26 protein-coding genes are annotated in these 26,210 nt (G+C 62.8%); 8 read left to right on the top strand and 18 right to left on the bottom strand.

The annotated features are described in order from the left end of the window. Nucleotides 1-50: 50 nt before the first annotated feature. From BLS51_RS02240 to BLS51_RS02185, 12 genes are all read right to left on the bottom strand, one after another. Nucleotides 51-788: a FliA/WhiG family RNA polymerase sigma factor gene (locus tag BLS51_RS02240; RefSeq protein WP_090178977.1), complete on the bottom strand. Its 738-nt coding sequence runs from the start codon at nt 786-788 to the stop codon at nt 51-53. A gap of 31 nt (nt 789-819) precedes the next feature. Then, the gene (locus BLS51_RS02235; RefSeq protein WP_090178981.1) at nt 820-1,302 is read right to left on the bottom strand and encodes a flagellar basal body-associated FliL family protein; all 483 of its coding nucleotides are present in this window, start codon (nt 1,300-1,302) and stop codon (nt 820-822) included. Nucleotides 1,303-1,310: 8 nt separating this feature from the next. After that, nucleotides 1,311-2,783 carry a flagellar hook-length control protein FliK gene (locus BLS51_RS02230; protein ID WP_090178984.1) on the bottom strand — a complete coding sequence of 491 codons (1,473 nt, stop codon included), beginning with the start codon at nt 2,781-2,783 and terminating at the stop codon, nt 1,311-1,313. Then, nucleotides 2,780-3,097 carry a hypothetical protein gene (locus tag BLS51_RS02225; protein ID WP_090178987.1) on the bottom strand — a complete coding sequence of 106 codons (318 nt, stop codon included), beginning with the start codon at nt 3,095-3,097 and terminating at the stop codon, nt 2,780-2,782. The genes BLS51_RS02230 and BLS51_RS02225 overlap by 4 nt, the downstream gene beginning before the upstream one ends. Further along, nucleotides 3,090-3,482: a flagellar export chaperone FliS gene (fliS, locus tag BLS51_RS02220; RefSeq protein WP_090178990.1), complete on the bottom strand. Its 393-nt coding sequence runs from the start codon at nt 3,480-3,482 to the stop codon at nt 3,090-3,092. The genes BLS51_RS02225 and fliS overlap by 8 nt, the downstream gene beginning before the upstream one ends. Before the next feature lie 37 nt (nt 3,483-3,519). Further along, entirely contained in the window at nt 3,520-4,938 is a 1,419-nt protein-coding gene (gene fliD, locus BLS51_RS02215; RefSeq protein WP_090178992.1) for a flagellar filament capping protein FliD, read from the bottom strand. A gap of 100 nt (nt 4,939-5,038) precedes the next feature. Then, complete coding sequence (gene fliJ, locus BLS51_RS02210) at nt 5,039-5,470, bottom strand: flagellar export protein FliJ (RefSeq protein WP_090178995.1); 432 nt, start codon at nt 5,468-5,470, stop codon at nt 5,039-5,041. Then, nucleotides 5,467-6,780 carry a flagellar protein export ATPase FliI gene (gene fliI / locus BLS51_RS02205; RefSeq protein ID WP_090178998.1) on the bottom strand — a complete coding sequence of 438 codons (1,314 nt, stop codon included), beginning with the start codon at nt 6,778-6,780 and terminating at the stop codon, nt 5,467-5,469. The genes fliJ and fliI overlap by 4 nt, the downstream gene beginning before the upstream one ends. After that, nucleotides 6,777-7,493 carry a flagellar assembly protein FliH gene (fliH, locus tag BLS51_RS02200; RefSeq protein ID WP_090179000.1) on the bottom strand — a complete coding sequence of 239 codons (717 nt, stop codon included), beginning with the start codon at nt 7,491-7,493 and terminating at the stop codon, nt 6,777-6,779. The genes fliI and fliH overlap by 4 nt, the downstream gene beginning before the upstream one ends. Next, entirely contained in the window at nt 7,490-8,530 is a 1,041-nt protein-coding gene (locus tag BLS51_RS02195) for a flagellar motor switch protein FliG (RefSeq protein WP_090179003.1), read from the bottom strand. Before BLS51_RS02195 ends, fliH begins: the two co-directional genes overlap by 4 nt. Further along, nucleotides 8,514-10,280 (bottom strand): flagellar basal-body MS-ring/collar protein FliF, encoded by a 1,767-nt coding sequence (fliF, locus tag BLS51_RS02190; RefSeq protein ID WP_090179006.1) that lies wholly within the window; start codon nt 10,278-10,280, stop codon nt 8,514-8,516. The genes BLS51_RS02195 and fliF overlap by 17 nt, the downstream gene beginning before the upstream one ends. Nucleotides 10,281-10,301: 21 nt before the next feature. Continuing rightward, the gene (locus BLS51_RS02185; protein ID WP_090179009.1) at nt 10,302-10,652 is read right to left on the bottom strand and encodes a flagellar hook-basal body complex protein FliE; all 351 of its coding nucleotides are present in this window, start codon (nt 10,650-10,652) and stop codon (nt 10,302-10,304) included. Between the two features lie 598 nt (nt 10,653-11,250). Here BLS51_RS02185 and BLS51_RS02180 point away from each other — a divergent pair. Genes BLS51_RS02180 through BLS51_RS02150 form a run of 7 tightly spaced genes read left to right on the top strand, consistent with a single transcriptional unit; the run spans nt 11,251 to nt 17,590 of the window. Next, nucleotides 11,251-12,147, top strand: coding sequence for a FliM/FliN family flagellar motor switch protein (locus BLS51_RS02180; protein ID WP_090179012.1), 897 nt, complete (start codon nt 11,251-11,253; stop codon nt 12,145-12,147). Nucleotides 12,148-12,149: 2 nt separating this feature from the next. After that, on the top strand, nt 12,150-12,521 hold the full coding sequence (locus tag BLS51_RS02175) for a FliM/FliN family flagellar motor switch protein (protein WP_175472492.1): 372 nt from the start codon (nt 12,150-12,152) through the stop codon (nt 12,519-12,521). An 8-nt stretch (nt 12,522-12,529) separates the two neighbouring features. After that, nucleotides 12,530-13,285, top strand: a complete 756-nt coding sequence (gene fliP / locus BLS51_RS02170) for a flagellar type III secretion system pore protein FliP (protein WP_090180770.1) — start codon at nt 12,530-12,532, stop codon at nt 13,283-13,285. Nucleotides 13,286-13,298: 13 nt separating this feature from the next. Then, nucleotides 13,299-13,571, top strand: a complete 273-nt coding sequence (gene fliQ / locus BLS51_RS02165) for a flagellar biosynthesis protein FliQ (RefSeq protein ID WP_090179020.1) — start codon at nt 13,299-13,301, stop codon at nt 13,569-13,571. 8 nt (nt 13,572-13,579) lie between these two features. After that, a complete protein-coding gene (locus tag BLS51_RS02160; RefSeq protein WP_090179024.1) occupies nt 13,580-14,371 on the top strand; it encodes a flagellar biosynthetic protein FliR in 792 nt (263 codons plus the stop codon). Beyond that, nucleotides 14,364-15,506: an EscU/YscU/HrcU family type III secretion system export apparatus switch protein gene (locus BLS51_RS02155; RefSeq protein WP_090179027.1), complete on the top strand. Its 1,143-nt coding sequence runs from the start codon at nt 14,364-14,366 to the stop codon at nt 15,504-15,506. Before BLS51_RS02160 ends, BLS51_RS02155 begins: the two co-directional genes overlap by 8 nt. Next, entirely contained in the window at nt 15,503-17,590 is a 2,088-nt protein-coding gene (locus BLS51_RS02150) for a flagellar biosynthesis protein FlhA (RefSeq protein WP_090179031.1), read from the top strand. Before BLS51_RS02155 ends, BLS51_RS02150 begins: the two co-directional genes overlap by 4 nt. 88 nt (nt 17,591-17,678) lie before the next feature. On the opposite strand, the gene BLS51_RS02145 is transcribed toward BLS51_RS02150, so the two are convergent. The 5 genes from BLS51_RS02145 to BLS51_RS02125 all read right to left on the bottom strand — a co-directional run bounded on the left by BLS51_RS02145 (nt 17,679) and on the right by BLS51_RS02125 (nt 24,575). After that, on the bottom strand, nt 17,679-18,446 hold the full coding sequence (locus tag BLS51_RS02145) for a class I SAM-dependent methyltransferase (protein ID WP_090179035.1): 768 nt from the start codon (nt 18,444-18,446) through the stop codon (nt 17,679-17,681). Between the two features lie 13 nt (nt 18,447-18,459). Continuing rightward, nucleotides 18,460-20,670: a tetratricopeptide repeat protein gene (locus tag BLS51_RS02140; RefSeq protein WP_090179038.1), complete on the bottom strand. Its 2,211-nt coding sequence runs from the start codon at nt 20,668-20,670 to the stop codon at nt 18,460-18,462. A gap of 32 nt (nt 20,671-20,702) precedes the next feature. Then, nucleotides 20,703-21,650, bottom strand: a complete 948-nt coding sequence (locus BLS51_RS02135) for a hypothetical protein (RefSeq protein WP_090179040.1) — start codon at nt 21,648-21,650, stop codon at nt 20,703-20,705. Nucleotides 21,651-21,755: 105 nt separating this feature from the next. Beyond that, a complete protein-coding gene (locus BLS51_RS02130; protein ID WP_090179043.1) occupies nt 21,756-22,652 on the bottom strand; it encodes a flagellin N-terminal helical domain-containing protein in 897 nt (298 codons plus the stop codon). A 246-nt stretch (nt 22,653-22,898) separates the two neighbouring features. Next, complete coding sequence (locus tag BLS51_RS02125; RefSeq protein ID WP_175472491.1) at nt 22,899-24,575, bottom strand: electron transfer flavoprotein-ubiquinone oxidoreductase; 1,677 nt, start codon at nt 24,573-24,575, stop codon at nt 22,899-22,901. A 178-nt stretch (nt 24,576-24,753) separates the two neighbouring features. Between BLS51_RS02125 and BLS51_RS02120 the strand changes: the two genes are divergently transcribed. Then, on the top strand, nt 24,754-25,530 hold the full coding sequence (locus BLS51_RS02120) for an SDR family oxidoreductase (protein ID WP_090179051.1): 777 nt from the start codon (nt 24,754-24,756) through the stop codon (nt 25,528-25,530). On the opposite strand, the gene BLS51_RS02115 is transcribed toward BLS51_RS02120, so the two are convergent. Beyond that, nucleotides 25,527-26,087: a LuxR C-terminal-related transcriptional regulator gene (locus BLS51_RS02115; RefSeq protein ID WP_090179054.1), complete on the bottom strand. Its 561-nt coding sequence runs from the start codon at nt 26,085-26,087 to the stop codon at nt 25,527-25,529. The genes BLS51_RS02120 and BLS51_RS02115 overlap by 4 nt on opposite strands. Nucleotides 26,088-26,210: the final 123 nt, after the last annotated feature.

Genomic DNA, 26,210 nt, shown 5'->3' with positions numbered 1-26,210 from the left:
TGATTCGCCTTTCCGCGTCATTTTCTTAATCCCTGCCGCACCGCGCCCGCTCAGGCGCTTTGCAGTACTGCTTTCATTTTGTTCAGCGCCGCCTTGTTGAGCTGACAGACGCGGGCGTCGGTCAGGTCCAGCACGGCGGCGATTTCCTTGTAGCTCAGCTCGAACTCGTAATACATCTGCACCACCCGCTGCTCGCGCTCGTCCAGCCCGCGCAGCGCCTGCTCCAGGCTGCGCCGCACCATCAGCTGGTCTTCCGGGCTGGGTGCGCTTTCGTTGCTGACGCTGTCCTGCAGGATGTCGTCGAAGCTGGCGATCAGCTCGGCGTTCTCGTCCAGCAGGTAAGCCTGGTAGGCTTCCGGCGACAGTTCCAGGCCGCTCATGATTTCCTGTTCGCTCGGTTCGCGGCCGAGCTTGCGGGTCAGCGCGCGCACCGCGTCGCGCAGCTTGTGGCTTTGCTGGCGCACCGCGCGCGGGCGCCAGTCCTGGCGGCGCAGCTCGTCCAGGATGGCGCCGCGGATGCGCAGGCTGGCGTAGCTGCCGAAGGCGCCGTCCGGCTCGCCGTAGCGGCGCAGCGCTTCCAGCAGACCCATCAGTCCGATCTGTTCCATGTCGTCGCGGTCGATGGCGCCGGCGATCTGCGAGTTCAGCTGACGCACGATGCGCTTCACCAGCGGCGCATACGCCATCAGGTGCTTTTGCTCGTCGGCCACGCTGTGCATGGACGGCGCCGCGCCGTGCTCACTGTAGCCTTCTGCATAAGTGTCAGCGAATTCTTCTACGTATCCCATGCCCGCTCCACTTGTGTTCATGTGTCCTGGCTTACTCGACGATGAGCTTGCCTATCATGATTTCGTCAAACGGCTTCTCGCGGCCTTCCTGTTCGAACTCATGGTCGAAGGCCTTGTTCAGTTCTGCGGCAAACTGGTCGATGGTCATCACGCGCGCGCTGGCCATCGGCAGGTTGGACAGGGTTTTCACCGCGACGCTGCGCAGCATCGGCAGGTTTTCCTTGGTTTCCTTTTCACGCTTGGCGTCGGTGGCCACCACCAGGTCGGCGGACAGGTAGTGGGTCACGTTATCGCTCGGCTCGTGGCGCAGCATGACCACCACCTTGTCCACCGTCAGGTACTTCGGCGGCAGTTCGGATTTCTTTTCTTCCTTCTTCGGCTTCTTCTTGACGTCCTTGCTCTCTTCAGCGTGCTCTTCGCCGCCTTTCGACATGTACCAGACTGCGCCTCCAGCCACTGCGGCGCCGACCACGGCAACCAATACAAAGGCGATGATGACTTTCATGTTCTTCATTTAACAGATTACTCCCCGGTCATGGCAAAGGTGGCGGTGCTGTCGTCTTCCGACAGGGCGCGGCCTGGTGTGCGGCCGTCATCCTGGCTGCGCTGTTGACCATTGCGGCCACCCTGGCCCTGGTCTGCCTGGGCTTGTGCGCGCGACGACGATACGCTGACTGACACATCGGCGAACTGACGGCTCGACAAGTCCTGGCGTACGCCGTCGCTGATGGTGTTGAGCTGGCGTACGACTTCGCTGTTGCTGGCCGACAGGTTGATCTGCAGCGAGCCGGCGCTGTGGCGGATCGAGATTTCGATGGCGCCCATGTTGGGTGGTTCCAGGCGGATGACCGCCTGGTCGCTATTGCGCTGCAGTTGCAGTTGCAGGCGGTCGCCCAGCGCTTCGCGCAACGGCTGCTGCCATTGTTCCGGTGTGCCGGCCAGCTTGACGGTGGTGCTGGCCTGACCATTGGCTGGCACAGTGGCCTGGCTGACGTTGATGCTGCTGACGGTGGTGGCGTGGGCGGTGACGCTGCCGTTGCCATCGTCGGCGGCACTGCTGGCGGCGGCGCCGACGGCGACCGTGGCCGCTGGCGTGCTGCTGTCAGCCACGCGTGGCGTGCTGCGCGGCAGACTGGCGTAGTTGACCGGCGGCGGCGTGACAGCGCGCTGTTCCTGCGGCAGCGCGCTGTCGGCGCTGATATTCGATGGCGCCACAGCGGGTGCGGCGACCGGCTTGTCGGCATCCGCCTGGCGCGCGGCGGCAGCGGCCAGCGCGGCATTGTTGGCGGCAGCGCTTTGCGGCGCCACCACCGGCGCGGCGACCGGCGCCACGGCGGCTTGCGCGGCGACGGCGATATCGTCGCTGGCTGGCGTCACCGCGACACTGGCGGCAGCCAGGTTGAGGCGGGTGGCGCTGGCGTTCAGGCTGGAGGCGGCGCTGACGGCGTCGACGCGCACGGCATCACCATCGGCGGCGGCGGGGGCTGCAACCGGCGCCGGCGGCGCCACGTTCAGCATCGAGGTAATCATGGCCGGCAGCACGTCGCTGGCGGCGGCGCTGCCGGAACCGGTGGCGTCATCGCTGTCGGTCTGGGTGCTGGCATCGGCGCTGCTGTCGTCGCTGGCGGCGCCGGCCACGTCGGCCAGGTTCAGCAGCTGGGCAAACAGCGGGGTGGCGGCAGGCGCGGCGCCGGCGGCAGCCTGGGCAGCCTGGGAGGCTGCGGCGGCATCAGCGGCGGTGCTGCGCGCCGGTTGCTGTGGCGCAGTCGCCTGTTGCGGGCTGCTGCTCTTGGCTGGCGTACCGGCCTTGGCCGTGTTGCTGGTGCTGGCACTGTTGGCGCTGTTGCTGGACGGCTTGGCGGTGCTTGCCGTGGCGGCGCTGCGGCCATTGCCGGCAGCAGCCGGGGCAGGGGGCGTATTGGCGGCCACCGGAGCGGTCAGTTCGGCTTGCGCGGCCTTGGCCGCTGCCGTTGCGCTGGAGAGTGTCATCGTCATGCTTGGATTCCGTTTTCTGCTATTTCGCTGTCGAGGGCATAAGCCACAAAGCCCTCTCTGTTGGTCTGCATCTCTTGCAGCCGGCGGCCGAGTTCATCGGTCGCGTGGTTGCAGCGTTTGACTGCTTCTTCGTGCATCTGGCGCAGCGCCGACAGGGCGGCCAGCTCGGCGCTGGTCCATTTGCCTTGCGCCGCCATCTGCGGCAGCACGGTCCCCATTAACGTGTTAATCGCCGCCAGCGTCTTCCAGTCCTCGGAAGCGATGGCGGCGCTCATTTTCTGCGCCATTTGCAGCAGGGTGCGTTGCCTATCCATTGGTTTTCGCCTGGACGCCCAGCCACCCTTTTTTAATCGTTGTCAGCAGCGTGGTCACCTCATCGATGATGGCCGGGTCCAGGCTGACGCCAGCCGTGTACAGGCGGCCGGCGCAGTAGTCATACAGGCGGCCGAGGTTTTCCACCACCTCGCCGCCATTGTCGAAGTCAAGCGAGCTCGACAGACCGTTGATGATGTCGGTGCACTTGTTCAGGCTCTTGGCCTTCAGCTCGTAGCGTTTGCCGACGATATGGCCGCGCGCGCGCGCCAGCTCTTCGAGCAGGCCATCGGTGAGCACCAGCACCAGTTCAATCGGCGAGGCCCGGGCAACCTGGGCGTCGAGATTGGTGGAGTGGTAACTGCTATAAGCTTCCTGATTCATCATGATTCACCAAACGGTCTAAAAATTACTGGTTATTGCTTCAGCTGTCGCTGTCAGGCGTGAACATCGCCGTGAACATATTCGACGTGTTGGTCATGTTCGCCTGCAGCGTTTGCAGCGCGGTGAACTGCGCCAGATAACGCTTGTAGGCGTTGTCGAACTGGTTTTGCACCACAGCCTGACGGTCGGTCAGATCGCTTTGCAGGCGGTCGTTCTGTGCCTTGCGCTGCGTGATCAGGCCGCCGGCGCTGCTGGTCCACAGCGTGGTCAGCTTGTTCATCGCGCCCAGCACGCCGCTGTCGACGCCGATGCCGGCGCGGCCGAACAGCTTGTCCAGGCCTTCCGGATTGGCGGCGATGGCTTTGTTCAGGCGGCCCGAATCCAGCGTCAGCGTGCCATCCTTGTTGGCGATCAGGCCGTAGCTGATCAGCGACTGGCCGCCGGTGGCGTCACGCAGAATGCCATTCAGGCGGTCGCGCAGATTGAGCACGCCGGAGTCGTTGTAGAAAGCGGCGTCGGCCGAAGTGGTGGCTGAGCCGGTAGCCGTGGTCAGCGTGTGGTCGCCAGCTGCGGTCAGCGTCTTGATGCTGCCCAGCAGCGCGTTGTAGGCGTCGACAAATTTCTGCACGTTGGCAGCGGTGCCGCTGTTGTCGGCGGCGATGGTCAGCGTCACTGCGGCGTCGTTGACGCCCTGCGCCTGGGTGATGGTGAACTTGACGTCGTCGACCACGCTGAAGGTGTTCGACCCCTGTTCGATCTTGGTGCCGTTTTTGCCGCCGGCATAGACGATGGCGTTGCTGGCGGCGGTCAACACGGTCTGGTTGCCGGTGCCCAGCGCGGCCTGCAGGTTGGCGTCGCCGAGGCCGGCGGTATTGATTTCCTTGACGATGTTGTCGGCGCCGGTGGCGTTCGAGGTCAGCACCAGGCGGGTATCGCCATTGATGGTCATGGTCGAGGCGGTGATCTGCGACTTGTTGTCGGCGGCGGCGTTGATCGCGGCGGCGACTTCCTTGGCGCTCAGTTTGCCGTCCTTGTCGCCATCGGCGCTGGCCAGGTCGACCTTGATGGTGGTGCCGTTCATCAGCACCACGTCCATGCTGCCGGCGTTGGTGGCGTCACTGCTGGCAACGTTGTACGACACCTGGCCGGCGGTGGCCAGCTGCTGCACGTAGAACGCATAGGTGCCGGCCTGCGCTGCCGAAGTGGCGGTGGCGGTGCCGATCGCGGTATTGCTGAAGCTTGCCTTGGTGGCGCTGACCGAGGTGGTGCCGGTGGCCAGGCCCGCCAGCGCCGACTGGAAGGTGCTCAACGCCGAACCCAGCTTCGTCAAGCCGGTGGCCGTGGCAGTCGCCGCAGCCGATTGCCGGTCGAGAATGGCCTTGGTCGAGCTGACGTAATCGTTGGCCAGGCCTTCGGCGTAGGTTTGCGGATCGTAGGTTGGGGCGGTGATGACTGCCATGATCTTGCTCCTGGAAAGGATGAATGAAGTGTACCCTGTTATAGGGCGACCTTAATCGTTTCCGTATGAAAATATTTGGGACAATTTTTTGTAACGGCGCTTATTTTTGGCCGCGCAGCCACAATTGCGTTGCCAATTCGTCATGTTGCTTGCGTTCTTTGGCGTTTTGCTCGCGGTTTACCACCTTTTGCGTCTTGTCCAGCACCTTGCCCAGCACTTCACGCTTGGCCCAGGCGGCGTTCAGCGCCTGTTGCGAAACCGCCATATCGGCTTCGTGCATGTGCAGGTCGAGCCGGTGGCTGTCGGCCATCGCCATCACTGCCTGCTTGTAATTGCCGCAATTGCCGGCCAGCGCAGGGTGCAGATTGCCGCTGGCGCCGCTATTGGTGTACAAGCTGGTCAGGCGCTCCAGGTTTTTCTGGTAACGGTCGCGCAGATTGGTCTTTTCCGCCATCTCGGTCTGCAAGCGCTCGACTTCCGTATTGCGCAGGGCCACCAGCGTGGTCAGGTTACGGATTTTATGTTGGCTCATGTCGTCATCAGCTTTTCAAGTTGCGCAATGCACTGGGCAATCGGGGCTTCTTCCTTGGTGCCCTGACACAGAAAATCTTCCACCTTCGGGTGCAGCTGTACTGCCTTGTCGGTGACCGGATCGGCGCCCGGCACATAGGCGCCCAGCGGAATCAGGTCACGCACGCGGTCATGGCGGGACATGCTGGCCTTCAGCGCGCGCGCCGCCATCTGGTGTTCGTGGTCGATCACTTGCATCATGCAACGGCTGATCGATGCCGCAATATCTATCGCCGGATAGTGGCCGCGCTCGGCCAGCTCGCGCGTCAGCACGATGTGGCCGTCGAGAATCGCACGCGCGGTGTCCACCACCGGGTCCTGCTGGTCATCGCCTTCGGCCAGCACGGTGTAGATGGCGCTCATGCTGCCGGACTGGTTTTCGCCATTGCCGGCCGATTCAATCAGCTGCGGCAGGTTGGAGAACACCGACGGCGGATAGCCCTTGGTTGCTGGCGGCTCGCCCAGCGCCAGCGCCACTTCGCGCAGCGCCATCGCATAGCGGGTCAGCGAGTCGACCAGCAACAGCACATTCTTGCCCTGGTCGCGGTAGTGCGCGGCGATCGAGTGGCACAGCTCGGTGGCCATGACACGCATCAGCGGGCTTTCATCGGCCGGCGCGATCACCAGCACGGCTTTCTGCAAGCCTTCCTTGCCCAGCGACATATCGACAAACTCGCGCACCTCGCGCGAACGCTCGCCGATCAGCCCAACCACCACCACGTCGGCAACGGTCTGGCGGGTCATCAGGCCCAGCAGCACGGACTTGCCGACGCCGGAACCAGCCATCAGGCCAACCCGCTGGCCCTTGCCCAAAGTCAGCATGGAATTGATGGCGCGCACGCCGACGTCCAGCGGTTCTGTCACCGGCTTCTTGCGCAGCGGGTGGATGCGCGGTGGTTGCGATTCCAGCGGGAAATCGCCGGTCAGCTTGCCCAGCCCGTCGATCGGTTCGCCGAGGCCATTGACCATGCGTCCCAGCCAGCCGGAGCCGATCTGCAGGCTGATTTTTTCAGGGGAGGGCAGCACGCGGGCGCCGGTGGTCAGGCCGACCGCCTTTTTGAACGGCATCAAATAGGACACTTTTTCGCGGAAACCGACGACTTGCGCATCCAGCCATTCGCCGCCGACTGTCTCTATCTGGCAACGCTGGCCGGTGTGCAAAGGGCAACCCACGGCCTCAAGCAACAAACCGGAGGCGCCCACCAGGCGGCCCGTCGGGGTCGCCATGGGTACCGAACCCAGTTCCAGATTGCGTAAGGCATCTGCGATCACTCTTCGATCTCCGGTTCATCGCCGCTGTCGGCGATCTGCAGTTGATTATCGACCTGTTCCATGACCGCCGCAAGACGTTGATGGCAGCCGGCGTCGACTTCATTATCGCCCGCCTTGATGCGGCATTCCCCTACCTCAAGACGGGCATCGGGGATCAGGTTCCAGCGCTTGGAGCGTTTCGGGTCCAGCTCGGCAATCCGCTTCAGTTCTTCCGGATTCAGGAATACATCGATTTCATCGCGGGTCGGCGGCATCGACGCCAGCGTTTCCTCGACCAGCGCCATCAGCTGCACCGGCTGCAAGGCCAATTCTGCGCGGATGACCTGGCGCGCGACTTTCGCCACCAGATCCACCACTTCCTTGCGTTGTGCGGCACGGTAGTCGGAGCGCAGTTTCTTCAGGCTTTTCAGCATGGCGTCGACCGGGCGCGCCATCTGGTCGTAGGCCACCAGCGTTTCGTGGCGGCCTTCTTCGCGACCCTGTTCCTGGCCGGCCTGGCGGCCGTTTTCAAAGCCGTCCTCCTGGCCGCGTGCGAGGCCGATCTCGTAACCGTCGCGCTGGCCCTGTTCAAAGCCTTCGCTGACCGATGCGGCCCACTGCGCGCCACCGTCGCCGCCATGGCCGTGACCATGGCCCTGCGCGGCAGCCGCCGCCGCGCGCTGGGTGGTGAACTGCGCCAGCGGCGGGAAACGATAAGAACGGAACTGCTTCATTCAACCACCTGTTCCGCAAACAGCTGGATCTCGACTTCGCCGGCGTCGGCCAGCGCCTTGACGGTGGCCATGATTTCCTGGCGCGTCTGTTCGATACGCGACATCGGCACCGGACCGGCGCGGCGCATCATGTCCTCGAAGGCTTGGGCCTGGCGTTTCGGCATGGTTTTCAGCACCGCATCCCGCACCGCGACATCGGCGCCCTTGAGCGCGATCGCCCATTGTTCCAGCGGCACGTCTTCCAGGATGCGGGTGATTGCCTGCTCGGTCTGGTTGCCGAGGATGAAGAAGTCGTACATCGACAGTTCGATCTTCGACACCACTTCCGGATCGTGGGCGCGCAGCAGCTCGACCATCTGCGCGCGGTTGCTTGGCAGGCGGTTGAGGATCTCGGCGGTCTGGCGGATGCCTTCGACGCTGGTGCCCTGCGAATCGAAGGAGCTCAGGCAGCGGTCCACCAGCTCGTCCAGTTCCTGCAGCAGGTCGGCGTCGACTTCTTCCATGCGCGCCAGGTTCAGCAGCACCAGGTCGCGCGTGTCCTGCGGCAGGCCGTCGATGATCTGGCCGGCCAGCGCGGCGGGCAGGAAAGCCAGGAACACCGCCTGCATCTGCACGTGTTCGTTGGAGATGTAATCGGCCAGCCATTTCGGCGAAGCCCACTGCAGGCGCGCCATCTTCGGCCGCAGCTCGTCGCCGTAGATGTTGTTCAGCACGGTGTTGGCGAGGTCGCCACCCAGCGCCAGGTCGAGCGAGCGCTTCAGGTAGGAGCGCGACGCGCCATGCACGCCGGACTGCTCGCGGTAGTCGTCGAAGAACTTCTGCATGGCGTTCTTCACCGACTCCACCTTGATGCCGCTCATGCGCGACATCACTTGCGTCACTTCCAGCAACTCCTCGCGCGACAGGCAGCGCAGCACGGCGGCAGCCGGCTCTTCGCCGATGCTCAGCAGCACGATGGCTGCCTGTTCCACCGGCGTCAGCTTGGTTGGCATGGCGTATTCGCCGCCATCATCATCCATGTTATTGAGTTCGGCCATTTTTCTGCATCCATTGTTTGACGACTTCGGCTACGCGTTCCGGTTCTTTTGCGGCCAGGACTTTCAGGTGGTCGACCATGACGTCCACGGCGGAGCCTGGTGGCGGCAGATCGTAGTTTTCCAGCAGCGGCACCACCGGCATGCCTGGCTGGGCAGAGCCGCCCAGCGCTGGCGTGCTGCCTGGCGCGGCGCCGTCGGCCAATACGGCCTGTTCCTTGGCGGCGGCTTCCTTGGCTTCGCGGGCGGCGGCCACGGCAGCCTGTTCGGCGGCGCGGCGTTCGGCGGCGACGCGGGCGGCTTCCTTCGGATCCGGCGTAAAGCGCACGGTGATCAGGCGCATGATAGGGCGCAGCAACAGCAGGTAGCCGAGCAGGGCGGCGACCGCGTAGATCGCGTACTTGCTCATGTCGACGATGTTGTCGCGCTCTTCCCACCAGGCCACTGGCGCGGCCTTGGCCGGGAAGTTCATGGCCGACACCACCAGCTGGTCGCCGCGCTCGGCGTTGATGCCCAGGCCGTTGCGCAGGATCTTGTCGATGTTGGCGATCTCGGCGGCGCTCCAGCCGGTTTTCGGCGTCGGCGAAGCAGCTTGCGCCAGCACCACGGCCACGCTCAGTTTTTCCAGGCGGCCACGGCTGCGCTTGGTCTGGGTGATGCTGCGGTCATACGCGTACTGGCGGGTGGTGGCGTTCTTGCGCGCGCTGCCGTCCGGCTGCTGGGCGTTCGGATCGGCGGCGCCGCCGGCGGTCTGCTGGGCGGCGGCAGCCGGATTGGCGTTGGCTGGCGGCGGACGGTTGGACAGCGTGCCCGGCACGCCCATCACCAGGCGGTTGCGGTCCTGTTCTTCGCGCATCGCTTCGCTGGTCACTTTTGGATCGGCGCCGTATTTTTCCACGGTTTCTTCGACGCGGTCGTTGTCGACGTCGGCCGCTACCGACATACGGTAGTTGTCGTCGCCGATGACCGGGCCGAGCAGGCCCTTGATATTCGATTTGACCTGTTCCTGGTAGCGCCTGGCGGCGTCGTTGCCAGTGGTGCCGGCGTCAAAGCCGTCGGCCAGGTCGATGTGGGCCGACAGCAGGTTGCCGCTCTGGTCGACCAGGCTGACGCGCGCCGGCGACAGGCTGGCGACGCTGCCCGACACCATGTTGATGACGGCGGCGATCGCTTCCGGCTGCAAGGTGGCGCCCGGTTTCAGCTGTACCACCACCGAGGCCGAGGACTTCTCGCCGTCCGACGACACGAAGGAGGTCGACTTGGCGATCGACAGGTGCACGCGCGCATGCGAAATCGCGTCCAGCGTCATGATCGATTGCGCCAGTTCGCCTTCCAGGCCGCGGCGGAAACGCACGTCCTGGACGAATTGCGACACGCCCAGCGGGTCGTTCTTGTCCATCAGTTCCAGGCCGGCCGGCAGCTGCGCGGTCACGCCCTTGGCGGCCAGCAGCATGCGTACCTTGCCCAGCATCGAATCCGGCACCAGTACCTGGCCGCTTTCCGGGTGGATGCGGTAAGGGATGTGCTCGCCATCGAGCACGGTCATCATGTCGGGCGCCGAGACTTTTTCGCGCGCGCCGAAGACCGGCTTGTAGCTGGACTGGTTGCTCCACATATACATCAGCACCAGCGCCGTCAGGCCGATGGCCAGCATCAGCAGCGGGTACAGGGTTTTCAGCAGGGCGGGAGGCAGCGACGGCGCCGACGGATTGGCGCGCCAGCGGTCGAAGGCGGACTTGAAGGTGTTAATCACGTTAAATGCTTTCGCGGAGGCTTACAGCGGTAATTTGATCAGTTCGTCGAGGCCGCCCATGACTTTGTTGCGCACTTGCATCAACATCGAGAAGGACAGGCCGGCTTCCTGGCTGGACAGCATGGCGCCGACCAGGTCGTCGCTCTTGCCGGAATCGACATCGGCCATCTTCTGGCCGGCCGCCACATCCTGGCCGTTGACGCTGTCGATGGCGTTTTGCATCGACTGGGCAAACGAGAAGGCTGGCTGCGCGCCTTGCGCGCCAAACTGGTTGGCGGCCGCAATCTGGGTGTGCTGGCTGGCCAGGTCTTGCGCCGCGTTGGTCAGCGACGCCAGGTCGGCCTGTATCAGGCTGGAGAATCCGTTGCTCATCTTGCTACCCCCGTTTTTGCGGTGTTTTTACCGCTTTGAATCCAGATGACTACCATAGCGAGATTGCCGAAAAGCAGCAAGTGCAATGGAAGAATAAGTGACGATCTATAGCTAACCTGCTACACATCCGTTGTGCATGTCACAGTCTTGCAAGAAAGATAGTGTACGGATGTCGGACTAAATCGGACGCGCCTGCTGCTTGAAGGTCGGGCGCGGTCGGCATGGTCGCGGTGGCGGAAATGTCGAATGTCAAATCTCCGCAGCGCGCCGTGGACGGGCGATGAAAACTGTTATTTCGAAGCAAATCTCGTTATAAATCATTTACTAAGCGCCATTTGTTCATGTATGTTGCGGAGCAGCGTAAGCAGCCGACAATCTGAACTAAGCTTACCGACTAGCAACATTCTTGTAAAGCGATATTTGTCTTGGAGGAAATTTTTGAAGCAAATATTGTTGGTTAGCAATAATGTGAATTTTCAGGTATGCTGATGCCGAGATCTTCCTACTTTTATAAAAAATTGCGCAGCAAGTAACCAGTTTTTAGCTGGATAGTGCGATGATGGAGGAGTAGGAAAGAATTAACCGCCATGGCCAATACATGACAACGACAAAACAGACGCAACATCAAGTGCTGGACCCAAGCCTGCTGGGGCGTCCGGTACATTTGCTGCATATCTTTGCGGCCCAGTTGCGCGACGATCTGGCGCAATCCATGCGCCTGAATATGAATCGCCGCTACTGGGGCGGCTTTCAGGTCGACGACGTCGCCTTCAGCCGCCTGGAAGGCAGCGAGATCCGCAGCCGCTGGCTGAGCTTTGCCGCACCGGCCGGCCAGATCGCCTTTTCGATGGAACGCAAGGTGCTGCTCAGCGTGCTGAATTACCGCTACGGCAGCGGCGCCAAGGCCGACGCCAAAAGCGACACCGCCGCCGCAGTGGATGAAAGCACGGTGCGCGTGACCGCCACCGAGGAGCGCCTGGCTGTGGTACTGGGGCAACAGTTGGCTGGCACGCTGGCCGGCCGCATCGAGCTCAACCTGCCCGCCAGCGACAAGCCGGCGCTGGCCGAAGGCGAGGCGCACGAGCCCGTCGACAACGAATTCAAGCCGGCGCCCGGCTCGCATCCGCCCAAGGGCAGCTGGGCCATCACCGTCACTGTCGCCGACGTCAGCAGCGGCGCCACCGGCCAGTTCTGGTTTGCGCTCGACAAGCAGCTGATGTCCAGCGTGCTGCGCGGCCTGCTGCGCGACCGCGACAACGGCAAGAAGGCCAAGAGCGCCGCACCGCTGGCGCAGCGCCTGCAGGTCGGCCTGGTGGGCCGGCTGGCCAGCAAGGAAGTGTCGCTGGGCAGCTTGTACGATTTGCAGGTTGGCGACGTCATCCCGATCAGCCTGGCGAGGGCCGACGTCCTGCTCGAAGATTCGCGCCTGTTTACCGCCGCAGTCACCGAGCACAAAGGCAAACTCTGTTTAACCTCTTTTGAAGACGCAGAATAATGATGAACATGAACGTAGCCAATCCTAGCGACGCCCTGCTGGAAGACCTGTCCGAAGAGATGATCATCGACCAGCCGGGCGCGGAGCTGACCGATCTGCCTGCCGCTGCGCCGCGCCGCGACCTGCCGGCCATGATGCGCAAGATCCCGGTGACGCTGACGCTGGAAGTGGGTTCGGCCCGCATCTCGCTGGAAGAGCTGATGAATATCGGCGCCGACAGCGTGGTGGAACTGGATGTGCTGGCCGGCGAACCGCTGGTCATCAAGGTGAACGGCACTGCCATCGGCCGCGCCGAAGTGGTGGTGGCAGGCGAAAACTACGGCCTCAAAGTGATCGACCTGGATGGCCTGAATCTGGACATGATGACTCCATGATCCGGGGCATGAATGCGCACTGGCGGCGTCGCCTGCTGGCGGCCGCGCCGGTGGCTGCCTTGCTGGGCCTGGCTTGCATGCCCGCCCAAGCGGTCGACCTGCTGGCCAATGTGGTGCCGGGAGCGAAGACCGAACTGACGGTCAAGATGCAAATCCTGATCATCATGACCTTGCTGGGCTTGCTCCCGGTAATGGTCATGATGATGACCAGCTTTACCCGTTTCGTGATTGTGCTGTCGCTGCTGCGCCAGGCCCTGGGCCTGCAGCAGGGCTTGCCCAACCGGGTGATTACCGGCGTGGCGCTGATCCTGACGCTGCTGGTGATGCGGCCGATCGGCAACGAGATCTGGACCGAGGCCTTCGTGCCCTACGACCAGGACAAGATCGGCCTGGAAACCGCGCTGCAGATCGCCGAGAAGCCGATTTCGCGTTTCATGATGGCGCAGACCAGCAAGGCGGCGTTGCAGCAGATCGCCCACCTCGCTGGCGAGGACAAGATCACCGATCCGACCCAGCACGCCTTCACCGTCAAGCTGGCGGCGTTCGTCTTGTCGGAGCTGAAGACCGCGTTCCAGATCGGCTGCATGCTGTTCATTCCTTTCCTGGTGATCGACCTGGTGGTGTCATCGGTGCTGATGGCGATGGGTATGATGATGCTGTCGCCGCTGGTGATTTCCTTGCCGTTCAAACTGCTGCTGTTCGTGCTGGTCGACGGCTGGACGCTGACCGTCAACACGCTCGTGACGAGCATCCAGGCTTACTGATAGGGCGACGCTGATGTTGACACCTGAAATAGCTGTCGACCTGGTGGTCGAATCACTGCACATCGTCATGCTGCTGGTGGTGGTGCTGGTGGTGCCCGGCTTGATCGTCGGCCTGCTGGTGGCGCTGTTCCAGGCCGCCACGCAGATCAACGAGCAGACGCTGAGCTTTCTACCCAGGTTGCTGGTGACCTTGCTGGCGGTGATCCTGGCCGGTCGCTGGATGTCGACTTACCTGATGGACTTCTGCGTGTCCATCTTTACCCGCGCCGCCACCCTGGTCGGCTAGCCGCGCCCATGGAACCGATCTTCGCCCAGTTGCTGCCGCTGCTGACCGCCATCTGGTGGCCGTTCTGCCGCATCCTGGCGATGTTCATCGGCGCGCCCGTGCTGGGCGAGGCGGTGACGCCGACCACCATCCGCATCCTGATCGCGCTGGTGCTGGCGATCCTGATGCTGCCGCTGACCAGCGGCATGGACTGGGGGCCGGCGGCCATCAATCCCTTCTCGCTGCACGGCGTGGTGGCCACCATCGAGCAGGCGCTGATCGGCTTCGTGCTGGGACTGGCGTTCCACTTCGCGATGTCGGTGATCGGCGTGCTGGGCTTCATGGTGTCGTCGCAGATGGGCTTGTCGATGGCAGTGATGAACGACCCGATGAACGGCCAGTCGTCGGACGTCACCTCGGCGCTGCTGTCGACGCTGGCCATCATCGTCTTCTTTGCCATTGACGGCCACCTGGTGCTTGCCAACGTCATCGGCCAGAGCTTCAAGGCCTGGCCGCTGGGGCACGGCTTCGGCAACCACCTGCTGGAAGCGGTGGCGTACAACGTTGCCTGGATCTTCTCGGCCGCCATGCTGCTGGCGCTGCCGGTGGTGTTTTCGACCATGGTGGTGCAGATCGGCTTCGGCTTCCTCAACCGCGTGGCGCCCAGCCTGAATTTGTTTGCACTGGGCTTCTCCGTGATCACCATCTTCGGCCTGCTGATGCTGGCGCAGGTGGTGCGTTTCATCCCGGAACACTATATCCGCATGACGAATATGGTGCTGGAGATGATACGTCAGCAAATGCAGGTGGCGCATGGCTGACGACAGCACAGGCGATAAAACAGAAAAGGCTTCACAGCAGAAGCTGAAGAAATCCCGCCAGGAAGGGCAGGTGGTCCGCTCGCGCGACCTGTCGACCGCGATCGGCATCCTGGTCAGCCTGAAGCTGTTCGTCTACATGTTGCCGACCTACCTGGCCGAGTTCAACGAAATCTTCCACCAGAGCTTTGCGCCGCTGGATGGTGACGGTGCGATCGACAATGCCATGTCGATCGTGTTCAGCACCTCGATGATGTTGCTGATCAAAATGCTGCTGCCGCTGTTCGTCGTGCCGCTGTTCATCGTGCTGGGCGCGATGGTGCCGGGCGGCTGGGTGATTTCGATGAAGAACTGGGAGCCGAAGTTTTCGCGCATGAGCCCGGTGGCCAATATCGGCCGCCTTTTCAGCGGCAAGCACGCCTTCGAGCTGCTGATCTCGATCGGCAAGGCCGGCGTGCTGATCGCGGTGTTGATCCACGTGGCGCGCGGCATGGTGCCGGATTACACGCAGCTGCAGATGATGCCGCTGGGCCAGGCCTTGATGTCCGGCTCCAACCTGATGCTGGACGGCCTGATGTCGCTGGTGGCGGTGTTCATCATCTTTGCGCTGATCGACGTCCCGGCGCAGGCCTGGTTCTTTGCCAAGAACCAGCGCATGTCCAAGCAGGACCTGAAGGAAGAACACAAGTCGACCGAGGGCCGGCCCGAGGTCAAGGGCCGCATCCGCCAGTTGCAGCGGGCCATGGCGCGGCGCAGCGCGCGCAAGAGCGTGCCGACCGCCGACGTGGTGATCGTCAACCCGGAGCACTACGCGGTGGCGCTGAAATACGACCTGGACAAGGCTGCCGCGCCGTACGTGGTGGCCAAGGGCGTCGACGAAATCGCGCTGTACATCAAGGGGCTGGCGTTCGAGTTCAAGATCGAAGTGATGGAGCTGCCGCCGCTGGCGCGCGCCATCTACAACACCGCCCAGGTCAACCAGCAGATCCCGGTGCAGCTGTACCAGGCGGTGTCGCAGGTGCTGAACTATGTGTTGCAGTTGCAGGCATTCCGTGCCGGCCGGCGTAACGCCGAACCGGAACGTCCAAGAGAAAGTGAAGTTGTTGTGCCCACATCCATGAGCGAGGTTAAGCAGTGAATTTTTTCAAAACGCTGATTGCGGAGGCACGTCGCCACAAGTTTGCCACGCCGGCATTCCTGTTGATTATCCTGGCGATGATCATCCTGCCGCTGCCGCCGATATTGCTGGACGTGATGTTCACGTTCAATATCGTGGTGGCGCTGATTGTCATCCTGGTGTCGGTGTCGGCCCGCCGGCCGCTGGACTTCTCGGTGTTCCCGACGGTGATCCTGGCCACCACCATGCTGCGGCTGACGCTGAACGTGGCGTCGACCCGGGTAGTGCTGCTGCACGGCCATGAGGGCACGGCAGCTGCCGGTCACGTGATCGAGGCTTTCGGCAATGTGGTGGTTGGTGGTAACTACGTGGTCGGCATCGTGGTGTTCGTGATCCTGATGATCATCAACTTCATGGTGGTGACCAAGGGTGCCGAGCGGATTTCAGAGGTGTCGGCGCGCTTCACGCTGGACGCCTTGCCGGGCAAGCAGATGGCGATTGACGCCGACTTGAACGCCGGCCTGATCAATCAAGAGAAAGCCCAGCAGCGGCGCATGGATGTGGCCACCGAGGCCGACTTCTACGGCGCCATGGACGGTGCGTCCAAATTCGTGCGCGGCGATGCGGTCGCCTCGATCCTGATCCTGATCATCAACATGGTCGGCGGCGTGGCGATTGGCGCGCTGATGCAGGACATGTCGTTTGGCGACGCCTTCAAGCAATACGCGCTGCTGACCATCGGTGACGGCCTGGTGGCGCAGATCCCGGCGCTGCTGCTGTCGGCTGCCGCTGCGATCCTGGTCACGCGTATTTCGGACTCGGGCGACTTCGAGCAGCAGGTGGGCAGCCAGGTGCTGACCTCGCCGCAGGTGATGTTCAGCGCGGCCGGCATGATGATGATCCTGGCCGTGGTGCCGGGCATGCCGTGGCAGATGTTCGTGCCGTTTGCGCTGGTGCTGGCGTATGTCGGCTGGAAGCTATTGAACCGGGTGCAGAAACCGGAGACCTCGAATCTCGACGCCATCGAAGCGGCGCTGCGTGACGATCGCCTGCCGGACCTCGACTGGCACAGCCTGCCGATGGTGCAGCCGCTGCAGGTGGCCGTCGGCTACAAGCTGGTGGCGCTGATCGACAAGGCGCATGGCGAGCCGCTGACCAAGCGCGTCAAGGGCGTGCGCCAGAGCATTTCGGAATCCATGGGCCTGCTGCTGCCGCCGATCACCGTGCGCGACGACCTGGGGCTGAAGCCGACGCAGTATTCGGTGATCCTGTCAGGCAGCGTGGTATCGCAGGCCGAGGTGTTTGCCGACCGCCTGATGGCGATTCCGTCGCCGAACGTGTATGGCCAGATCGACGGCATTCCCGGCATCGAACCGGCGTACGGCATGCCGGTGACATGGATCGAAACCAGCGAAAAGGCCAATGCGCTGGGGCTCGGTTACCAGGTGGTGGAGACGCCAAGCGCGATTGCCACCCACTTGTCGAAGCTGATCCGCGAATACCTGCCGGAGCTGTTCCGCCACGAAGACGTGCCGGCGCTGGTGGAGCGGCTGACAGCGCAGGCGCCGAAGCTGGCGTCATCGCTGGACAAGGCACTGACGCATACGCAGCTGTTGCGCGTGTTCCGGGTGCTGCTGGCCGAAAACGTCTCGCTGAAAGATATCGTGCCGATCGCCACCACGCTGGTGGACAGCTCGGAGACCACCAAGGACCCGATCCTGCTGGCGGCCGAAGTGCGTTGTGCGCTGCGCCGCCAGATCGTCACCGCCTTGTTTGGCCAGAAGACCGAGATGCAGGCGTTCAACCTGGGCGGCGACCTGGAAAACATGCTGCTGGGTTCGCTGAACCAGGCGCGCCAGAGCGGCAAAGTCGTGCTGGACAACTACCCGATCGACCCGCATTTGCTGGCCCAATTACAGGTCAACATGCCGGTGGCGCGCGAGCAGATGAAGCAGCAGGCGACGCCGCCGCTGCTGCTGGTGCTGCCGCAGATCCGACCGCTGCTGGCGCGCTACGCCCGCCTGTTCGCGCCCGGCCTGCACGTCCTCTCCTACAACGAAATCCCGGAAAACCGCGAAGTCAGCATCATCGGCACCGTCGGTTAAAAAACCGGGGTCAGTTCTGCCAAACGTACACGGGCTCAACTGCGAAGCAGTTGAGCCCGTGTACGTTTGGCAGAACTGACCCCGGTGTTTAGCCTTGGAGTTTCTGGGCCCAGGCGGGCAGGCGGTTGAAGAGGCAGTGGGTGACGTTGTTGAAGCTGCCGAACTGCAGGCCGCGCTGCTCGGCCAGCAGCGTCAGGCTTTGCTTCGAGAACAGGCTGATGTGGCCGTTGCGCGGCGAGGCGTACCACCAGGTCAGGCGGCTGTTGGCCTGAATCTGGCCATCCGATAGCAGGGTGGAGAAAATCACCATGCATTCATCTTCCATCAGCGACGTCAGGTTGCTCATCAGCTCGGCCACGTCGGGTACGTGCTCGAACACTTCGAAGGCGGTGATCAGGTTGAACTTGCCCAGCGCGCCGATCTGTTGCTCGTTGCGCGGGAATGGGTCGTAGGAACTGGAGTTCCAGCCATGGCCACGCAAGGTTTCCGATAGCAGGCCGCTGCCTCCACCGTAGTCGAGGTGACGGATATCGGCGCGGCTGGCGCCCAGCAGCTGCTGTACAAATTCTGCATTCGACAGCGGACGCCGGCTGACATAGTCCGGATCAATCTCGACATAGCTGTCGTTGTAGATGTGCTGCTGGAATTCCTGCTCCGTCCACCCGCCGAACTCCGGCGCCAGCACGAAAGCGCATGCCGGGCAGCGGTGGTAGTAGACCGGACGTCCCGACAGCGGCAGGAACAACTGGCGCGCTTCTTCGCAACTCTTGTTGAAATCGACCACGTCATGGATGACAGTGGCTGCCTGACAGACCGGGCAGCTGACGCTGGCCGGCGTGTGTTGATGGTTCTGCATGGTACGCTTCCGTTCAGTTGGTGTGCAGCTGGAAGCGCGGCATGCCGCCCGCGCCCGGCAGTGTGTTCAGGTCGGCGGCGACGGCTGCAATGACCGGCTCCCAGTCGCCCATCTGCTGCTGGCGATACAGCTTCGCGCTGGGATACCATGGGCTGGTTTCACCCTGTTCCAGCCAGCGCCATTCAAACGGCTTCGGCAGCATGATCCACACCGGCTTGCCCAGCGCACCGGCCAGGTGGGCAACGCTGGTGTCGACCGTCAGCACCACGTCCATCAACTCGCACAGCGCGGCGGTATCGCTGAAATCCTTGATCTGGCCAGCCACCTGGCGTATCGGCAGCGTGTCGAGCAACCGCTGGTCCATGGTGCGGACGTCTTTTTGCAGGCTGATGAACTCGTACTGTCCGGAGATCAATGGCGTCAGCACCGACAGCGGCAGGCTGCGGTTATGGTCGTTGGCGTGCGTGGCGCTGCCGCTCCACACGATGCCGATGCGTGGCCGGGTTTTCGGGCCTAGCAGCGCCGCCCACGCGTCGCGCTTGGCCGCATCGGCGCGCAGGTAGGACGCTGGCGCCGGGACGCTGTCGACGCGGGTATTGAATGCGCCAGCCAAGCTCATCAATGGAATGTGGTAGTCGAAAGCGGGCAGGGCGTCGCCCTCGATGACGATCTGGTCGACGCCGTCCAGCGAGGCCATCAACGGCGCCAGGGTGCCCCAGACTTCCATCACGACGCGGGCGCCGCGTTGTTTCGCCAGCGCGGCATAGCGGCAGAATTGCAGCGCGTCGCCCAGGCCCTGTTCGGCGTGCAGCAGGATGGTCTTGCCTTGCAGCGATTCGCTGCCGCTCCATTGCGGCTTGACGAAGCGGCGCCGCGTCTTGTAGGTCGCCAGCTCCGGCGCGTGCCAGCGCCATTCGTAGCCGGCCCAGCCGCGCTCGTAATCGCCACGGGCCAGCAACAGCAGGCCCTTGTTGACGTTGGCGATGGGCGAGTCCGGCGCGATCGCCAGTGCCTGGTCGAGTCTGGCCAGCGCCTGATCGCGCAAGTCCAGTCCGCTCAGCAGCAGCGCCAGGTTGACGTAGGTGCCGGGATTGTCAGGCGCCAGCAGGGCCAGCTTTTCAAAAGCTGCCAATGCCGCTTCCGCATCCAGCGGTTGAGCGGCCTGTGGCGCGCCGTGTTGTGCGGCGCGTTCGGTTTTCAGCCTGAGCACTTCGCGCAGGCCGCGCCGCACTTCCTCGTGCTGGCTGCTGTTGTCGAGCGCGCGCGTGTGCAGTTGCTGGAGCTCGGCGTCGCCGCCATCGAGTTCCAGGGCGGCGGCGTACATCGCGGCTGCCGATGCATGTTGCAGCTGCTGTTCCAGTTCGGCGCCGCGCTGGCGATAGGCGGCTACCAGTTCGCGTTGCAGTTGCAGCGCCGTGGCTTCCGCCTGCTGCGCCTGTTCCGCCTGTTGCAGGACGCGCAGTGTCAGCGCGCGCTGGCGGTGCGCCTGTACGTGTTGTGGGTGCAGGCTAACTGCCTGATCCAGATGTTGCAGCGCATCGGCATGGCGTTCGCCGGCCAGCAGCAGGCGGCCCAGGTTGTAGTGGGCGTCGGCGTACTCGGGATACAGCGCCAGTGCCTGGCGGTAGCTTTGCTCGGCCTGCTCATGCTGGCCCTGGTCCTGCAGGATGTTGCCGCGATGATTGAGTGCTTCGATATTCTGCGGATTCAGCACCAGTGCCTGATCGGTGTTGACCAGTGCCAGGTCGTACTGGCCGGTCTGCCACAGCAGCGCTGCGCGGTTGCTCCAGGCCTGGTCGTCGCCGGCGTCGAGGTTGAGCGCCTGTTCGTAGGCTTGCAGCGCTTCGGCGCTGCGCATCAGCGATTGCAGCGTGACGGCGCGGTTGAAATGGGTGTTGGCGTCAGCCGGCGCCAACGTCAGCGCGCGGTCGTAACTGCGCAGCGCTTCTTCCAGTTGCTGCATTTCACGCAGGGCGTTGCCGAGGTTGTTGAGCGCGTTGGCATGCTCCGGATTGACCGCCAGCGCCGAGCGGATGAAGCCGGCGGCGGCGTCGAAATTGCCGCTCTGGAAGGCGGCGATGCCGGTATTGTGCAGGGCATCGAAATGCCCTGGGTCGAGCTGCAGCACTTGTTCATAGGCTTGCAGCGCCTGTGGCAACTGGCCTTCACTGTGAAACTGGACACCTTGGGCGAACAACTGGTCTACGTTGGATGGGATTGCCATAGAAAAGAGTAAATGAACGGGTAAGCCCGCCCTTATTGCAACTCATCGGCAAGGGCGGGTTGGGATAGCAGGGTCGCCACTTCCGCCATGGCCTTGAACAGCGCCAGCGTCAGCGCCGCCGTGTGCAGGCGGCTTGGGTGGGCGTGTTCGCCGGCTGGCGAAGGCAGTTCGCGCCGCAGGCGGCAGCGCAGGATGGTCAGGCCGGAGCGGCTGACCACCGCCGCCAGCTGCGGCAGAATCTCGCGCATGTGCTGCATGGCCGAGGTTTGCGTGGCGCCGATTTCCATCACCACGCCGTTGCCGCTGGCCGGTTCCAGCTGGATCACCACGCGGCCGACGCCGGGCAGCATCAGTTCCAGACGCAAGGCCACGCGCGAACGCCGGCGGCGGTTGCGGTCATATTCGTCGTCGTCCTTGACCACGACTTTCAATACCAGGCGCTCGGCGCCCCAGGCAAACACGGCAAAGCGCCATGGTTCCATTTCGGTCACCAGCGGCATGCCGGGACGAGCGTCGCGTGGCGAGTGGTCGGCCATGAACAGGCTGGCCGGCAGGTGCTGGCCGCTGGCCTGTTCCAGCCAGGCGGCGCGCTGCTCGGCATAGGTGCGCACCATGACCTGCCAGGAGGCGGCCATCAGGCTGGTATCGGGTGGTTGCCACACCAGCTGGCGTGACAGGAATACTTGATTGGGGCGCATGGCGGCCGGATCGGCGCCATCCGGCATCTCGGCCAGTGCACTGGCCAGCGCTTCGGCGGCGCCGGGCGGCAGGCCACGGGCGTCCGGGCCATCAACAATGGCGCCGACCGAATGCGGGCCGTTGGTGCCGTTGGGGCCACCGGGAGCGAGTGGGCCGAGCGGAAAATCGATATCGAGCGGGCCTTCGCTGCCGGGCACGCGCGTGACCTGGCCTGGCTGTGCCAGCGGCCGGTCCGGGACGCTCAGTGGGCGCGTCGCTGCTCCGATACGATCTACAGCCATCAAACTCGCTTTCTGAAATTACGGGTATAAAAAAAGCCAACCGAAGTCTTCCGGTTGGCCCTTGGTAGCATCCGGATATGTTGACATATCCGGATAGTACTACGATTACTGCAGCAGGGACATAACCAGCGACGAGGTGCTGTTCGACTGCTTCAGCATGGCGGTGCCAGCTTGCAGCAGCATCTGCGACGAAGTCATGTTCGACGATTCAGCAGCGAAGTCGGTGTCCATGATACGGCCGGTTGCAGCGGTGGTGTTGCTGGAGATGTTTTGCAGGTTGTTGTACACGTGGTCCAGACGGTTGGCCACAGCACCCAGTTGCGAACGCAGCGCGCCTACGGCGTCGATTGCGTCAGCCAGCTTGGTGATGGCGCCGTTAGCGGCAGTCGCGGTAGCGATCTCGGTACCGGCGGTACCGCCAGCACCAGCGGCACCAGCGGCGCCGGTCGATACGAACTGGGTCGCTGCTGCGGCGATCGAGCCAGTCATGGTGCCAACTGCGGTCGACATGACGACGTCCATTTTTTCGTCGCTCGAAGCACCGATCTGGAAGCTCAGGGTGGCAGCGTTGAAGGTACCGGTGGTGTCACGGAACAGCTGGGTGCCGCCGAACGAGGTGTTGCCGACGATGTTCGACAGTTCGTTCGACAGGGCGTCGAATTCAGCTTGTTGAGCAACGCGGTCATCATCGGTCGACGAAGCATCGGCCGACTGGGTTGCCAGATCCTTCATACGGGTCAGGATGGTGGTGGTTTCGTCCAGGGCGCCTTCGCCGGTTTGCAGCAGCGAAATCGAGTTCTGGGTGTTGCGCATAGCCATGGCCATGCCGCTGGTTTGTGCTTTCAGGCGGGTTGCGATCTGCAGGCCTGCAGCGTCGTCCATTGCCGAATTGACACGGAAGCCGGTGCTCAGGCGGGTTTGCGAAGTCGACAGGGCCGACTGGGTACGCGAGATCGAGCTTTGTGCGGAAAGGGCCGCGGAATTGGTGTGAAGGCTCAGCATGAAATAACTCCTGGTAGGTGGATTCAGTTCGGAGCAACGAATCTTTTTCGCTCTCCCAAGTACAAGACGACCGTATCTGGAAGGACATTAAATGCTGTGAGGAAATTTATTGAAAATAATTTGTAACCGGGCTGAAAACCGCCGTTTACCGCACTTCCCACCGGACAATTATCTGCCGATTGCAGTCTGGAATCAAATGAAAACAGCGCGGCTGGCGGGCCGCGCTGTTTTTAAAGTGTTGCTTTTTTACATATTCGGATAGTTCGGGCCGCCGCCGCCTTCCGGCGTCACCCAGACGATATTCTGGGTCGGGTCCTTGATATCGCAGGTCTTGCAGTGCACGCAGTTCTGGGCGTTGATCTGCAGGCGGTCGCTGCCGTCGTCGTTCTTGACGAATTCATACACCCCGGCCGGACAGTAGCGCGCTTCCGGACCAGCGTACTGGGCCAGGTTGACGTCCACTGGGACGCTTGGATTCTTCAGCGTCAGGTGGATGGGCTGGTCTTCCGCGTGGTTGGTATTGGAAATAAATACCGACGACAGGCGGTCGAAGGTCAGCTTGCCATCCGGTTTAGGGTAATTAATCGGCGCGAACTGCGCGGCCGGCTTCAGGCACTCGTGGTCGGCGTGCGAGTGGCGCAGTGTCCATGGCGCTTTGCCGCGGAAGACGATCTGGTCGATGCCCACCATCAGCGAGCCCAGGTACAGGCCCTTGTTCAGCCATGGCTTGACGTTGCGCGCCACATGCAGCTCTTCGTGCAGCCAGGACTGTTCGAAGGCAACCGGGTAGGAGGCCAGTTCGTCGCCCTGGCGGCCGGCGCCCAGCGCCTCGAATACCGATTCAGCGGCCAGCATGCCCGACTTGATGGCGGCGTGCGAACCCTTGATGCGGCTCATGTTCAGGAAGCCGGCGTCGCAGCCGATCAGCGCGCCGCCCGGGAACACCAGTTTCGGCAGCGATTGCAGGCCGCCGGCGGTGATCGCGCGGGCGCCGTAGGAAATGCGCTTGCCGCCTTCGAGGAACTGGCGGATTTCCGGGTGGGTCTTGTAGCGCTGGAATTCTTCGTAAGGCGACAGATAAGGATTGGCGTAATTCAGGCCAACCACGTAGCCGATCATCACCTGGTTGTTTTCCAGGTGGTACAGGAAGGAGCCGCCATAGGTCTTGCTGTCCAGCGGCCAGCCGGTGGTGTGGATTACCAGGCCGGGCTGATGCTTGGCCGGATCGATTTCCCACAGTTCTTTAATACCAATCCCATAGGATTGCGGGTCCTTGCCCTTGTTTAGGTCGAATTTGGCCATCAGCTGCTTGCCCAGGTGGCCGCGCGCGCCTTCGGCAAACAGCGTGTATTTACCGTGCAGTTCCATGCCCAGCTGGAATTCCGGGCCGGCTTCGCCGTCACGCTTGACGCCCATATTGCCGGTGGCGATGCCTTTGACCTGGCCGTCGTCGGTGTAAAGAATCTCGGCAGCGGCGAAGCCAGGGAAGATTTCCACGCCCAGCGCCTCGGCCTGCTGGCCCAGCCAGCGCACCACATTGCCCAGCGAGATCACGTAGTTGCCGTGGTTCTCGAAGCATTTCGGCAGCAGCAGGTTAGGGGTTTTGACGGCGCCGGTTTCGGTCAGGAACAGCACGCGGTCTTCGCTGACCGGGGTGTTCAGCGGCGCGCCTTTTTCTTTCCAGTCAGGGATCAGCTCGGTCAGCGCTTGCGGGTCCATCACGGCGCCGGACAGGATGTGGGCACCCAGCTCGCCGCCTTTTTCCAGCACGACAACGGAAACTTCCTGGCCTTTTTCAGCGGCCAGCTGTTTGATCTTGATCGCTGCCGACAAGCCTGCCGGGCCACCGCCGACGATGACGACGTCATATTCCATCGCATCGCGCGGGCCGTACTGTTCTACTAGGGTTTGGGGCTGTGTCATGGTCTATTGTTATAGTGATTTGGTGAATGAGAAAATTTTAGCACGAGTGTGCTTCTTTTTCGTCAGGAATGCAATTGTGGCGCCATTGTCCGCGACATTATTAGACACCGCAATCTAATACTGGCAATTTGTGTAATCATTATGTTTGGACAGTTAATTGTCGTCAGAGGAGCAGCTTGTGGGCATCGAAGTCAATTTTGAAGGAAAGATCGCGCTGGTCACCGGCGCTTCCAGCGGCCTTGGCGCGCGCTTTGCCAAGGTGCTGGCGCAGGCCGGCGCGCAGGTGGTGCTGGCCTCACGCCGCAGCGAGCGGCTGAAGGAATTGCGCGCCGAGATCGAGGCCGACGGCGGCGCCGCGCACGTGGTCAGCCTGGACGTGACCGACTACGCCAGCATCAAGTCGGCCATCGCCCACGCGGAGACCGAGGCCGGCCCAATCGACATCCTGGTCAACAACTCGGGCGTGTCGACCACCCAGCGCTTGGTGGACGTGACGCCGGAAGACTATAACTTCGTCATGGATACCAATCTGCGCGGCGCCTTTTTCGTTGCGCAGGAAACCGCCAAGCGCATGATTGCGCGCGCCAAGGGCGATCCGAACAAGACGCATCGCATCATCAATATCGCCTCGGTGGCCGGCTTGCGGGTGTTGCCGCAGATCGGCGTGTATTGCATGAGCAAGGCGGGCGTGGTGCAGATGACCAAGGCGATGGCGGTGGAGTGGGGCAAGTACGGCATCAATACCAATGCCATCTGCCCCGGCTATATTTCTACCGAGATCAACGAGGAGTATTTCTCCACCGAGCAGGGGCAGAAGCTGCTCGCCATGCTGCCGCGCAAGCGGCCTGGCAAACCGGAAGACCTGGACGGGCTGTTGCTGTTGCTGGCCGGCGAGGACTCCAACTTCATCAACGGCGCCATCATCTCCGCCGATGACGGCATGACCGCTACTTAAAGTTGCACGCCAACCAGCTTGTGCACCAGCTCGGACGAGGTGGAGGCAGAGAACTTGCGCATCAGCTTGGCGCGGTGCATTTCCACCGTGCGCGGGCTGAGGTCGACCTGGCGGGCGATGGTCTTGCTGGTCTTGCCTTCGACCAGCAGCGCGGCGATTTCACGTTCGCGCGGCGTCAGCTCGGCGGTGACCGGGCGCTTTTCGCTGACATCCTCGAAGGTCCAGATGCCGGCGCCCAGCGGGGCGCTGGATTGCATCGCGTGGCCGGTCACGTGGCACCAGAACAGCTCGCCATCGGCGCGGCGCATGATGCGCTCGTCGGAATAGCGGCCCTTGGCGTTCATGATGGGGATGATGCGGTCGCCGGTGCGCAGGAACTCGTCCATCGTCGGATACAGTGCGAGGAAGGACAGGCCTTCCAGCTGCGTGCGGCTGTAGCCGAACATGGCGGCCAGCGCTTCGTTGCAGGTCTGGATGGTGCGGTTTTCCGAAATGCACATGCCTACCGGCGCATGAAGGAAAATCGATTCGTAATCAATGATCGGCTGAGCGCGCATGTGGGTGCAGGTATTTCTACGGTATTGAACTTTTGATGTGCGTATTCTATGCTGGATCGCCGCATCGCTACGTATTTAACAACGTTGGCTATGCCCATGCAACATAATTCATAAAGGGACATT

Origin of the sequence: Duganella sp. OV510, from assembly GCF_900100205.1 — a bacterium.
Classification (GTDB): domain Bacteria; phylum Pseudomonadota; class Gammaproteobacteria; order Burkholderiales; family Burkholderiaceae_D; genus Rugamonas.
The sequence above is the reverse complement of the archived record's forward strand: the minus strand, read 5'-3'. Positions and strand labels throughout refer to the sequence as shown.

Bases quoted from the DNA above. Each gene is read 5' to 3' on its own strand.
- BLS51_RS02240 (WP_090178977.1), bottom strand. From the start codon at position 788: ATGGGATACGTAGAAGAATTCGCTGACACTTATGCAGAAGGCTACAGT.
- BLS51_RS02235 (WP_090178981.1), bottom strand. From the start codon at position 1,302: ATGAAGAACATGAAAGTCATCATCGCCTTTGTATTGGTTGCCGTGGTC.
- BLS51_RS02230 (WP_090178984.1), bottom strand. From the start codon at position 2,783: ATGACGATGACACTCTCCAGCGCAACGGCAGCGGCCAAGGCCGCGCAA.
- BLS51_RS02225 (WP_090178987.1), bottom strand. From the start codon at position 3,097: ATGGATAGGCAACGCACCCTGCTGCAAATGGCGCAGAAAATGAGCGCC.
- fliS (WP_090178990.1), bottom strand. From the start codon at position 3,482: ATGATGAATCAGGAAGCTTATAGCAGTTACCACTCCACCAATCTCGAC.
- fliD (WP_090178992.1), bottom strand. From the start codon at position 4,938: ATGGCAGTCATCACCGCCCCAACCTACGATCCGCAAACCTACGCCGAA.
- fliJ (WP_090178995.1), bottom strand. From the start codon at position 5,470: ATGAGCCAACATAAAATCCGTAACCTGACCACGCTGGTGGCCCTGCGC.
- fliH (WP_090179000.1), bottom strand. From the start codon at position 7,493: ATGAAGCAGTTCCGTTCTTATCGTTTCCCGCCGCTGGCGCAGTTCACC.
- BLS51_RS02195 (WP_090179003.1), bottom strand. From the start codon at position 8,530: ATGGCCGAACTCAATAACATGGATGATGATGGCGGCGAATACGCCATG.
- BLS51_RS02185 (WP_090179009.1), bottom strand. From the start codon at position 10,652: ATGAGCAACGGATTCTCCAGCCTGATACAGGCCGACCTGGCGTCGCTG.
- BLS51_RS02180 (WP_090179012.1), top strand. From the start codon at position 11,251: ATGACAACGACAAAACAGACGCAACATCAAGTGCTGGACCCAAGCCTG.
- BLS51_RS02175 (WP_175472492.1), top strand. From the start codon at position 12,150: ATGAACATGAACGTAGCCAATCCTAGCGACGCCCTGCTGGAAGACCTG.
- fliP (WP_090180770.1), top strand. From the start codon at position 12,530: ATGAATGCGCACTGGCGGCGTCGCCTGCTGGCGGCCGCGCCGGTGGCT.
- fliQ (WP_090179020.1), top strand. From the start codon at position 13,299: ATGTTGACACCTGAAATAGCTGTCGACCTGGTGGTCGAATCACTGCAC.
- BLS51_RS02160 (WP_090179024.1), top strand. From the start codon at position 13,580: ATGGAACCGATCTTCGCCCAGTTGCTGCCGCTGCTGACCGCCATCTGG.
- BLS51_RS02155 (WP_090179027.1), top strand. From the start codon at position 14,364: ATGGCTGACGACAGCACAGGCGATAAAACAGAAAAGGCTTCACAGCAG.
- BLS51_RS02145 (WP_090179035.1), bottom strand. From the start codon at position 18,446: ATGCAGAACCATCAACACACGCCGGCCAGCGTCAGCTGCCCGGTCTGT.
- BLS51_RS02140 (WP_090179038.1), bottom strand. From the start codon at position 20,670: ATGGCAATCCCATCCAACGTAGACCAGTTGTTCGCCCAAGGTGTCCAG.
- BLS51_RS02135 (WP_090179040.1), bottom strand. From the start codon at position 21,650: ATGGCTGTAGATCGTATCGGAGCAGCGACGCGCCCACTGAGCGTCCCG.
- BLS51_RS02130 (WP_090179043.1), bottom strand. From the start codon at position 22,652: ATGCTGAGCCTTCACACCAATTCCGCGGCCCTTTCCGCACAAAGCTCG.
- BLS51_RS02125 (WP_175472491.1), bottom strand. From the start codon at position 24,575: ATGACACAGCCCCAAACCCTAGTAGAACAGTACGGCCCGCGCGATGCG.
- BLS51_RS02115 (WP_090179054.1), bottom strand. From the start codon at position 26,087: ATGCGCGCTCAGCCGATCATTGATTACGAATCGATTTTCCTTCATGCG.